The organism is Arthrobacter pascens, from assembly GCF_017052465.1.
Lineage (GTDB): Bacteria > Actinomycetota > Actinomycetes > Actinomycetales > Micrococcaceae > Arthrobacter > Arthrobacter pascens.
On the sequence record NZ_JAFHKT010000121.1, the window covers coordinates 55,658 to 65,638 of the forward strand.

At 66.5% G+C, this 9,981-nt stretch carries 14 protein-coding genes; 9 read left to right on the forward strand and 5 right to left on the reverse strand.

The features are described 5' to 3' along the window. Positions 1-12: 12 nt before the first annotated feature. The 3 genes from JYA52_RS07100 to JYA52_RS07110 are packed head-to-tail and all read left to right on the forward strand — an operon-like array spanning position 13 to position 4,215. Positions 13-1,401, forward strand: a complete 1,389-nt coding sequence (locus JYA52_RS07100) for an SLC13 family permease (protein ID WP_205652487.1) — start codon at positions 13-15, stop codon at positions 1,399-1,401. Between the two features lie 49 nt (positions 1,402-1,450). Further along, the gene (locus JYA52_RS07105; protein WP_205652488.1) at positions 1,451-2,680 is read left to right on the forward strand and encodes a CaiB/BaiF CoA transferase family protein; all 1,230 of its coding nucleotides are present in this window, start codon (positions 1,451-1,453) and stop codon (positions 2,678-2,680) included. Positions 2,681-2,682: 2 nt separating this feature from the next. Then, positions 2,683-4,215, forward strand: a complete 1,533-nt coding sequence (locus JYA52_RS07110) for a carboxyl transferase domain-containing protein (RefSeq protein ID WP_205652567.1) — start codon at positions 2,683-2,685, stop codon at positions 4,213-4,215. On the opposite strand, the gene JYA52_RS07115 is transcribed toward JYA52_RS07110, so the two are convergent. Continuing rightward, positions 4,212-4,823, reverse strand: coding sequence for an NADPH-dependent FMN reductase (locus tag JYA52_RS07115; RefSeq protein WP_205652489.1), 612 nt, complete (start codon positions 4,821-4,823; stop codon positions 4,212-4,214). The two genes, JYA52_RS07110 and JYA52_RS07115, sit on opposite strands and share 4 nt — an antisense overlap. Positions 4,824-4,957: 134 nt before the next feature. Here JYA52_RS07115 and JYA52_RS07120 point away from each other — a divergent pair, with 134 nt between their 5' ends. Further along, the gene (locus JYA52_RS07120) at positions 4,958-5,119 is read left to right on the forward strand and encodes a hypothetical protein (RefSeq protein WP_205652490.1); all 162 of its coding nucleotides are present in this window, start codon (positions 4,958-4,960) and stop codon (positions 5,117-5,119) included. Positions 5,120-5,268: 149 nt separating this feature from the next. Continuing rightward, positions 5,269-5,490 carry a hypothetical protein gene (locus JYA52_RS07125; RefSeq protein ID WP_205652491.1) on the forward strand — a complete coding sequence of 74 codons (222 nt, stop codon included), beginning with the start codon at positions 5,269-5,271 and terminating at the stop codon, positions 5,488-5,490. A gap of 30 nt (positions 5,491-5,520) precedes the next feature. On the opposite strand, the gene JYA52_RS07130 is transcribed toward JYA52_RS07125, so the two are convergent. Then, positions 5,521-5,931: a winged helix-turn-helix transcriptional regulator gene (locus JYA52_RS07130; RefSeq protein ID WP_205652492.1), complete on the reverse strand. Its 411-nt coding sequence runs from the start codon at positions 5,929-5,931 to the stop codon at positions 5,521-5,523. A 231-nt stretch (positions 5,932-6,162) separates the two neighbouring features. Between JYA52_RS07130 and JYA52_RS07135 the strand changes: the two genes are divergently transcribed. Then, positions 6,163-6,834 carry an FMN-dependent NADH-azoreductase gene (locus JYA52_RS07135; protein ID WP_205652493.1) on the forward strand — a complete coding sequence of 224 codons (672 nt, stop codon included), beginning with the start codon at positions 6,163-6,165 and terminating at the stop codon, positions 6,832-6,834. A 1-nt stretch (position 6,835) separates the two neighbouring features. On the opposite strand, the gene JYA52_RS07140 is transcribed toward JYA52_RS07135, so the two are convergent. Beyond that, a complete protein-coding gene (locus JYA52_RS07140) occupies positions 6,836-7,171 on the reverse strand; it encodes a hypothetical protein (RefSeq protein WP_205652494.1) in 336 nt (111 codons plus the stop codon). Between the two features lie 142 nt (positions 7,172-7,313). Between JYA52_RS07140 and JYA52_RS07145 the strand changes: the two genes are divergently transcribed. Further along, entirely contained in the window at positions 7,314-7,643 is a 330-nt protein-coding gene (locus tag JYA52_RS07145) for a DUF6221 family protein (RefSeq protein WP_205652495.1), read from the forward strand. On the opposite strand, the gene JYA52_RS07150 is transcribed toward JYA52_RS07145, so the two are convergent. Then, a complete protein-coding gene (locus JYA52_RS07150) occupies positions 7,640-8,236 on the reverse strand; it encodes a DnaJ family domain-containing protein (protein ID WP_205652496.1) in 597 nt (198 codons plus the stop codon). The two genes, JYA52_RS07145 and JYA52_RS07150, sit on opposite strands and share 4 nt — an antisense overlap. Positions 8,237-8,353: 117 nt before the next feature. Next, positions 8,354-8,548 carry a hypothetical protein gene (locus JYA52_RS07155; RefSeq protein ID WP_205652497.1) on the reverse strand — a complete coding sequence of 65 codons (195 nt, stop codon included), beginning with the start codon at positions 8,546-8,548 and terminating at the stop codon, positions 8,354-8,356. Between JYA52_RS07155 and JYA52_RS07160 the strand changes: the two genes are divergently transcribed. Then, positions 8,547-8,729 carry a hypothetical protein gene (locus JYA52_RS07160; RefSeq protein WP_205652498.1) on the forward strand — a complete coding sequence of 61 codons (183 nt, stop codon included), beginning with the start codon at positions 8,547-8,549 and terminating at the stop codon, positions 8,727-8,729. The genes JYA52_RS07155 and JYA52_RS07160 overlap by 2 nt on opposite strands. Before the next feature lie 223 nt (positions 8,730-8,952). Continuing rightward, entirely contained in the window at positions 8,953-9,972 is a 1,020-nt protein-coding gene (locus JYA52_RS07165; protein ID WP_205652499.1) for a matrixin family metalloprotease, read from the forward strand. Positions 9,973-9,981: the final 9 nt, after the last annotated feature.

Here is a 9,981-nt window from a genome sequence, read left to right on the forward strand (position 1 = left end):
GGAGGAACAACGATGTCCGCTCCCGTCCTGTCCATCATCATCCTGGCGGTGATGTTCCTGCTGGCCACGGTGCTGCCCCTGAACATGGGCGCCTTGGCTTTCGTGGGTGCATTCCTGCTGGGCTCCGTGGTCCTCGGCATGTCCACCAGCGACATTCTTGCCAGTTTTCCCGGCGGCCTGTTCCTGACCATCGTCGGGGTTACGTATCTCTTCGCCATCGCCCAGAACAACGGCACCATCGACCTGCTGGTCCGCGGCGCCGTGCGGCTCGTGGGCAGCAAAGTGGCCCTCATCCCCTGGGTCATGTTCGCCATCACCGCCGTCATCACGGCCGTCGGGGCATTGTCTCCCGCCGCCGTCGCCATCATTGCGCCGATCGCGCTGAGCTTCGCCGCCAAGCACAAAATCAATCCGCTGATGATGGGCATGATGGTCATCCACGGCGCCCAGGCCGGCGGATTCTCCCCGATCGCCGTCTACGGCGTCACGGTCAACGGCATCATCGCCAAGACGGAGCTGGATGCCAGCCCGATGGCCATCTTCCTCGCGAGCTTTATCTTCAACCTCGCCATCGCCGTGGTGCTGTTCATCGTCCTGGGCGGCAGCAAACTGCTCAGCACCAGGACCGGCCGGCTCGTGGAGCAGGCTGCAGAGTCCCGCATGGCCGTCAGCGTTGGCGCCCGAGCGGCCGGCGCCACCCTGCGGGACTGCAGCCCTGACAGCACTCCCTCCGGCACGGCCGGCAAGGAAACGCCCGGTTCCTCACCGGCGGGAGGCTCGTCCGACGGCAGCCGTGCGCGCGCCAACGTTGCGCAGCTGGTGACCATTGCGGGCCTCATCGCGCTCGCCGTCATCTCGCTGGGATTCAAGGTTGACGTCGGCTTCGTCTCCATCACCATTGCCATCGTCTTGGCCCTCGTCTCGCCGGCCGCCCAGAAGGGTGCCATCAACAAGATCAGCTGGTCCACGGTCCTGCTCATCTGCGGCATGCTCACCTTCGTGGGCGTCCTTGAGGAAGCCGGCACCATCAAGTTCGTGTCCGACGGCGTGGCGCACCTCGGCATGCCCCTGCTGGCCGCGCTGCTGATCTGCTACATCGGCGCCGTGGTCTCTGCCTTCGCCTCGTCCACCGCCATCCTGGCGGCCCTCATTCCGCTGGCCGTTCCGTTCCTGGCCAGCGGTGAAATCGGCGCCGTCGGCGTCATCGCGGCGCTGGCCGTCGCCTCCACGATCGTGGACGTCTCCCCGTTCAGCACCAACGGCGCACTGGTGCTGGCCAACGCCCCCGAGGACGTGGACAAGGACAAGTTCTACAAGCAGATCCTGGCCTACAGCGGCATCGTCGTCGCCGCCGGGCCCGCCATCGCCTGGCTGGTCATGGTGGTCCCGGGCTGGATGTAGCCGGGACATCGCCAACAGCCTCCCCTCGCGCAAGAAAAGGAATATCCCCATGAGCTTTGAATCCACACCCCGGGCTGAAGGCCCCCTCACCGGCTACCTCGTAGTGGACCTGAGCCGCGCCCTCGCCGGCCCGCACGCCGGCATGATGCTGGCGGACCTCGGCGCCCGGGTCATCAAGGTCGAGAACCCCGGCACCGGCGACGACACACGCGGCTGGGGGCCTCCGTTCGTCGGCCCCGAGGACGACCCCCAGGCCACGTACTTCCTGTCCTGCAACCGCAACAAGGAATCCATCGCCCTTGACCTGAAGAGCGACGACGGGCGGACAGTGCTCCGCGAACTGCTGGAGCGCGCCGACGTCGTGATCGAAAACTTCCGTCCCGGCGTACTGGACCGGCTTGGGTTCTCTGCCGCAGAGATGCACGCGCTGAACCCGGCGCTCGTGGTCCTGTCCATCACCGGCTTCGGCCACGACGGGCCCGAATCCCGGCGCAGCGGATATGACCAGATCCTCCAGGGCGAAGCCGGACTGATGTCCCTGACCGGATCCGGGCCGGACGACCCCCAGCGCGTGGGAGTGCCCATCGCGGACCTGCTCTCCGGCATGTACGGGGCCTTCGGCACGCTCGCCGCACTGCTGCAGCGGGAACGGACGGGGCAGGGGCAGATCGTGCGTACCTCCCTGCTCGCGGCACTGATTGGCGTGCACGCCTTCCAGGGCACCCGGGCCACCGTGGCCGGCGAAACGCCCAAGGCGCAGGGCAACCACCACCCGTCCATCGCGCCCTACGGGCTCTTCCACTGCCGGCAGGGCCGGGTCCAGATCAGTGTGGGCAGCGAGAAGCTGTGGACCACGTTCGCCGCGGCGTTCGGAATCGATGCGTCGCGTCCCGCGTTCGCCACGAACGCGGAGCGGGTGCGCAACAGGGAACAGGTCATCGAAGAAGTGGAGCGCGCGTTCGCCGGTTACGACGCCGAACCCCTGCTCGCCAGGCTGAACGAAGCCGGGATCCCGGCCGGCAAAGTCCGGACCTTGGACGAAGTCTATGCCTGGGAACAGGTTCATTCGCAGGGCCTGGTGATCGACGTCGACCACAAGATCCTCGGCAACGTGAGCCTGCCCGGCCCGCCGCTGCGCTTCTTCAGCCCCGCCGACACCGCAGAAACCACACTCAAAACCCACACCGCGCCGCCGCTGCTGGACCAGGACGGAGAGCAGATCCGGCAGTGGCTCGGCCTGGTGCCAGCCGACGCGTCCGCCGCCGGAGAGGGCCGATGACCATGCCTGCGGACCTGAAAGTCAGGCACCTGGACGCCACCGAACTCATTGCCGCCGTGCTCGATCCCGGCTCCTACCGCAGCTGGGACACCCCGGTGGTTGACCCGGATCCGAGTCCCGAGTACCGGCAGGAGCTGGCTGCGGCCCGGTCGAAGACCGGCGTGGACGAATCCGTCCTGACCGGCGAGGGCCTCATCCGCGGCCGCCGGGTGGCCGTCATCGTCAGCGAGTTCCGTTTCCTGGCCGGGTCCATCGGGCTCGCCGCGGCGGAACGGATCGTGGCCGCCGTCGAACGCGCCACCCGGGAGGGGCTTCCCCTCCTGGCCGGACCGGCGTCGGGCGGCACGCGGATGCAGGAGGGCACCGTCGCGTTCCTGTCCATGGTGAAGATCAGCGCTGCCGTCCGGGCGCACCGGCAGGCCGGCCTGCCCTACCTCGTTTACCTCAGGCATCCCACCACGGGCGGCGTCATGGCCTCGTGGGGCTCCCTCGGACACATCACCGTGGCCGAGCCCGGCGCGCTCCTCGGATTCCTCGGGCCGCGGGTCTACGACGCGCTCTACGGCACCCCTTTTCCGGAGAATGTCCAGGTGGCAGAGAACCTCTTCGACAAGGGGCTTATCGACGCGGTGGTCCCGCCCTGGCAGCTGTCCGACGTCATCGACCGCGCCCTGGGCATTCTGGTCACCGGCCCGCACCCGCGCGTCCGTCCGCCACGGACGCTGTCTGTGAGACCGTCCGACGCCGGCGCCTGGGAATCAATCGAAATCTCCCGCAACCCGCGCCGCCCGGACCTGCGGCAGCTGCTCGCCTACGGCGCCCGGGACGTGCTCCCGCTCAACGGCACGGGCCAGGGGGAAAAGGACCCGGGGCTGCTGCTGGCACTCGCCCGCTTCGGCCAGAAGTCCTGCGTCGTCATTGGCCACACCAGGCCGCGGCCCTCACAGCAGACTGCCATGGGACCGGCCTCCCTCCGGGAAGCCCGCCGCGGCATGCGCCTCGCCGAAGAGCTCGGCCTGCCGCTGCTGACCGTCATCGACACCGGCGGCGCAGCCCTCTCCAAGGAAGCCGAGGAAGGCGGCCTGGCCGGCGAAATCGCCCGTTCCCTGCACGACCTGATCGGCCTCAACTCCCCCACAGTGTCCGTGCTGCTCGGCCAGGGAGCAGGCGGCGGGGCGCTGGCCCTGCTGCCGGCCGACCGGACCATCGCGGCGCAGCACGCCTGGCTCTCGCCGCTGCCGCCCGAAGGCGCCAGCGCCATCGTGCACCGCAGCACCGACTTTGCCCCGGCCATGTCCGAGGCGCAGGGCGTCAACGTGGCATCGCTGTACACCCACGGCATGGTGGAGCACATCGTGGACGAACGCCCCGACGCCGCGTTCGAGGGCAAGGCATTCTGCCAGCGCCTGGGGCACGCCATTGAGTACGAGCTGGCGACCCTTGCGTCCGCCAGGACCAGCGACCTGCTGCCCCGCCGGCTGGAGAAATACAGGGCCCTGGGCGGCTGCCGCGCCGCAGACGCCAGCCCGGCTTAGCGGGACAGCTTTTGGGCGTCGGGCACCGGGTCGCCGATGTGGCCGGGTGCGTTGGCGGCCAGGACCCGTTGGACGAACGCGCAGTACTCCTCCATGTAATGGCGGAGGAATGCGGCGGTGGACTCGTCCGTGATCTCGCCGTCGGCCCCGAAAACGTCCGGCTTGAACTTAACGTAGGCCTCCGGGGCGTTGAGCTGCGGTGCGTCGAGGAAGGACAGCACGGCCCGCATGGAGGACTGCATCACTGCGGTGCCGATGCTGCCCGGCGACGCCCCGATGATGCCGGTGGGCTTGCGGGCGAACGAGTTGGTGCCCCAGGGCCGTGAGCCCCAATCGATGGCGTTCTTCAGCGCTCCCGGGATGGAACGGTTGTATTCGGGAGACACGAAGAGGATCCCGTCGGAGGCCTCGATGGCGTCTTTCAGGGCCCGCCCCGCCGGCGGGAAGTCGGCGTCGTAGTCGTAGCTGTACAACGGCAGATCCCTGATGGGGATCTCCGTGAACTCAAGGTCCTCCGGCGCGAGCTTGATGAGTGCTTTGGACAGCGTGCGGTTGATTGATCCGGTGGCCAGGCTGCCAACGAAGTATCCGATCTTGTGAGTTGCCATGCCACACAGTTCAGCACACCACAATCGTCCCGGCCAGAGCGTTGTGGGGGTCCTTGACAGGCCGCGGCCGGCAGGAGCTAGATGAACACAGGTGATGTTCGCGGCACACAACGGCAGCAGAAGGAGCGCCAGTCATGAGTGAGAACCTGGAAGGAATGCAGCGGATCCACAGCGAGGCTCCTGCCGAAGGGGATGATACCGCCGATCCTACTGATCTCCGCATGCACTCGCAGGACCCGGCAGAGGGCGCTGATTCACCGGACGAGCCCCTGCAAAAGGCGTCCGGACCTTCCTGAAGAAGTATTTGACGGGGCTGACAGCCGGCCGCTGTGGATCTAACATGGCCGTAACCCACCGTTAATCCGCGGGGACGAGAATTGAGTCTCAGGGTCCAACTGACTGGCCTTGCTACTGGGGGCAGCCACTCGACGAGGAGTCACGAGGCATGAACAGTCACGAGCACGACACGTCTGAAACCGTCCGCGAATCGGTGCGCGCCGACGAACGGCCTGACCTGCGAAGCGTTCACGTCCGCGAGGACGTGGCGCGGTCCGGCCGTTGCGGCAACGTCCATCTCGCCACCGGCCGCACCTGCATCCTGCCTGAACGACATCACGGTTCCTGCCATTTCGTGGGCCCGGAGGACGCCAGCGGCCTCACACCCTGACGCCCCTCACACCCTAACGCCCCCGGGAAGTCATTCCACGCGTGTGAGCCTGCCGCGGTCATACGCCATGCGCGCGTGGGCCACATCGTCCATGTTGTCCTCGGCCCAACCCTTCAGCCTGTACACCACGTCGAGCAGTGAGCGCCCGACGGGAGTCAACTGATAGTCGGTGCGGACAGGAACTGACGATGTCACGGTGCGGGACACCAGGCCGTCGCGTTCCAGTGAACGCAGCGTGGATGTCAGCATTTTCTGGCTGGCCCCGGCAACATGGCGGCGCAGCTCACTGTGCCGCAGTGACCCGTCGGCCAGGGCAAGCATCACCAGGGTGACCCACTTGCTGCTGATCGTTTCCAGGAGCTGCCGCGCCGGGCACAGCCCGAGTCCGCCGTTGTAATCCTGCTGCGCCCTGCGGCGCTTCTGGTCCGCTGTAAGAGTCATGGCCCCCACCCTCCTGTGCTGCTCCTGCGTTCGCGGCACCAGCTTAGTCACTCTTCGCGGCTGAGTCCTTACGTCCCGTAACAAGTTTTGATGCGGCAGCCTGCTGCCGCATCAAAAGCTTGCAGGCACTCCGGGGTTCCTTAGGCAGATCCAAGTGCGTTCTTCCGTGCCCCGCAGGCTCCACGAAGGATGGGAAGCGGCAGAAAACCACCAAGCCGAGAAGGACAACCTATGGCCACCATCCTCCACATCAACGCCTCCCCGCGGGGGTCCCGCAGCGATTCACTGCGGCTGGCCCGCCACTTCATCGCCGCCGTCCAGGACTCCGCCGACGAGGGCTTTGACGTTGAAACGCTCAACCTGTTCGACCCCGGCGCCCTTCCTAACTTCGGCCAGCCCGCTGCCGCTGCCAAGATGGCTGTTTTCTCCGGTGCTGACCAGACGCCCGAGCAAGTCCAGGCATGGGAAGACGCACGTGCCGTGTTCGAACAGTTTGCCACCGCGGATGCCTACGTGTTCAACATCCCCATGTGGAACGCCGGCGTGCCATACGCGCTCAAGCAGTGGATCGACATCGTCACGCAGCCAGGATGGAGTTTCGCCTTCGACCCTGCGGACGGCTACCTTGGCCTCCTCGAGGAGAAAAAGGCCGTGGCCATTCACACCAGCGGCGTGTATGCCCCGGGGCTGCCCCCTGCGTTCGGTTCCGATTTCAGCAGCACGTTCTTCACAGACTGGCTGAACTTCGTGGGCATTACGGACAATACCCACGTGCGTTTGGCACCAACCGCGACAAACGACGACGCCGACGGTGCCCGGCGTGTAGCTGAAGCCGGGCTGAGAGAGCTGGCCGGAACCTTCGCCAGCCACCTCAGGGCAGGAGAGGCCTTGGGAGTGGCCTAGGCTAGGACGCGGGTTCGCCTGCCAGGTCAGCGGCTGCCGAAAGCGTCCAGCGCTCGGTATCCGGTTCATGGCTGATGACCATCGCGGGGCCGATGGCGCTGGCCGCATCTATTGCCGTCAACAGCGCATCCTGCATTTGCTGGGCGTGGTCGAGTCGTTGGGCCAAGGTACCCGGGAGGTCGCTGTTGTCGATGAGGACGTGGCCCTTTCCATCGACAACCACTTTCAACGAATAGCCCGATTCCTCGTGGACGGACCCGCGGGCGGACGCGATCTCTGTAATTTGGTCGGCCCGGACCAAACTGTGGCTGATCGTGCGAAGCCACACGCCACCCATTGGAACTCCTTTGCTCGCAGGCGGAAGGAATTGTCCCCCAGTGAAACCGTAGCCCGTGCGAGCCCGGTTGTAATCCCCCAATCAGTGATTAACCTGAGGCGTCGGCCTATCGGGTTCAACTTCAGCCAATTACGCTCGGATTGTGGACATTGTCGAATTCCTGTCCGCGCGCATCACCGAGGATGAGGACGCGGCCCGGAAGCTGCTCAGTGACAAGACGCTTTCGAAATCGGGGCAGTGGTACGAACAACGCCTGCTGATGGAGTGCGCGGCGAAGCGCAGGATCATCGGCATAGTCGAGGCAGCCCGGCAGACGGCACTGGCAACGCTGCTCACCAACCCCTACCGGGAAGACACACAATGGATTCCGGAGGCGCTGGAATGGACCACTCTTTCCCTGAACGCCCTCGCGCTGCCCTACTCGGACCACCCTGACTTCGAGCCGGACTGGCTCACCACCGGCCGGGCCTAGGAGGATCCGGTCCAGAGACGCCGCCACCACGGCCGCCGGGGTTCCGGCTCCGGCGGTGCGGCTGGAGCTGCAGCGCGCCGCCGCTCCTGCCAGCGCTGCACTTCGACGTCGGGATCACGGGTTTTGGTGATGACCGGCGGACCGCCCTGGAGCTGGCGCCGTGCATCAATGACGCGCGCGTTGAAGTCGTCAACGATGTCGCGCACTTGTTTCTCCGAGTACTGGGAATCCAGCCGTGCGTCCAGCTCCGCATCCTCGGTCCTGAGGAGAATTGCCTTCGGGCCAACCCCTGTGATGTGCTCACGCTCGATCAGGCCCTTGACCCACCAGTCCGGATCGTAGCCCTCGCCCAGGCCTGGAATCGGTTTACCGGCGTACTTCAGGTTGTCGAACTTTCCCTGGGCCATAGCGTCCCGGATCAGGTATTCGACCCTGGCGGCGTCCGAAACCTTCTTGCGTTTTTGCCGTTCCTCCTCCTCGGCGGCCTTCAGCTCGGCTTCTTCCTGGCCTGTGATTCCGGCACCGCGAACGGTACGCAGCTCAGCCAGCCGTTCCATCCTTCGCCTGAAGTCGCCGCCTGCCCCGTCGGCCATCGTTCACCACCGCCTTCGGCCCGGAGTTTCTTGCCCTGGCTTCCAGTATTCCGACGCGCCGCGCGCCTTTCAACGGCCTGGCGGGCGGACGGCACACCGCCGGCCGGTCCCTGCCGCCTACATGGGGTCAGGCCAGTTTCCGATGGCCCCCCGGACCGGAGCGGCGCCCGGCACGTCGCCGGCCATCTTCTTGCTTTTTCCGTCCGGAACGCCAGCGGGGGGCGCCGAGGGTCCGATGGGGGCGAGCACATTCGTGTCGGCGTCGGCGTTGGCATCAAGGGTGGCTGGAACCTTGGCCCTCGGATTATTCATGGTCGGATCGATCCCTCCGGCAGTGTCGGTGGCGGTCGCCCAGTCCAGCGCGCGCAGGCCCATCCTGGTGTTCCTGCAGACGCCCGACCACCTCATGCATTACACAGTAGGGTTGCCGGCCAACCCCGTAACCCGTAGCCGGTACGTGATTATTCAGCCGGGCGGCTACCTGCCCACGTAGGTCCCGCGGACGACGCCGGGGCCTCCCGCCGTCGTCCTCTTGCCTCGGAATCCCTGCACCCCTGCGGAACTATGGCAAACCTGCGGTTCCCCTGCGGATTCCCTGAGAAGCCGTTGTTAGAGTGACTCATCGCGCTGGGCGCTGACCACTTTCCATGGGGGGAAAAATGCTTGATAGCCAGGGGTTCCGGCTGTGCCTGCGGGCCGGCGGTAAGTAGGAACGGATGCAGCGTCCAAATCCTGACCAGTACGCCGGTCCGTCCTCAGATCGCACAGTCGTTACGATCGACGGGAGGACGGAGGCCGCACGGCATTCGGCCAGCGGCCGCGTTCCGCAGTGGGCCATCGATGAAGCGTTTGGAACCCGGGCGGATCCCGGGCCCTGGCGTTCGGGCAGCACGCCTGGGCAAAACCTATATGCCGGCCGGCCGAGCTACCGCTATGGAGCGATCCGCCCCTGGCGCCGGTATCTGGCTATTGCGCTGAGCCTGGTCCTGCTTGCGGGCTTGTACTTCACCCCTGCGTTGTTTGACCGCTACGTGCTGCCGGCCGTGCTCCCCTATCTCCCCGGAGCTCCGCTGCCACCTCCGGGCGTTGAAGCCGCGGCCACTCCTCTCGGGCTGCCCCCGGCCTTCACCGGTTCGAGTGCCTACAAGCTGCAGGAGTCTCCGGACGCAGGCCAGCCGTACGCTGCCTACGATCCCTGCCGCCCCGTCCACTACGTGGTCCGGCCCGACAATGCACCACCGGGGTCGAATGCACTGATCCGCCAGGCCGTCGCCGAGGTGTCAGCGGCGACAGGCCTGCAGTTCGTGTACGACGGCACCACCACTGAGGCTCCCAGCCCGGAACGGCAGGCGTACCAGCCGGACCTGTACGGCAAGCGATGGGCACCCGTGCTGATCGCCTGGTCCACGCCGCAGGAGAGCCCGGATCTGGCCGGTGACGTGGACGGGCTAGGAGGCAGTGGATATGCCTACACCCCTGGACGCCCCTACGTGCTGGTTGCCGGACAGGTGGAGCTCGATGCGCCTGATGTTGCCGAGATGCTCCGGTGGCCTGACGGTTCCGCCTATGCCCGCGCCGTCATCATGCACGAACTGGGGCACGTTTTGGGTCTCGACCACGTGGATGATCCGACCCAGCTGATGCATCCGGAGGGAACCGACGTCACGGGATTCGCCGACGGGGACCGCGAAGGACTTGCCCTGCTGGGCCGCGGCCCGTGTGTTCCCGAGCTGTGACGAGGCAGG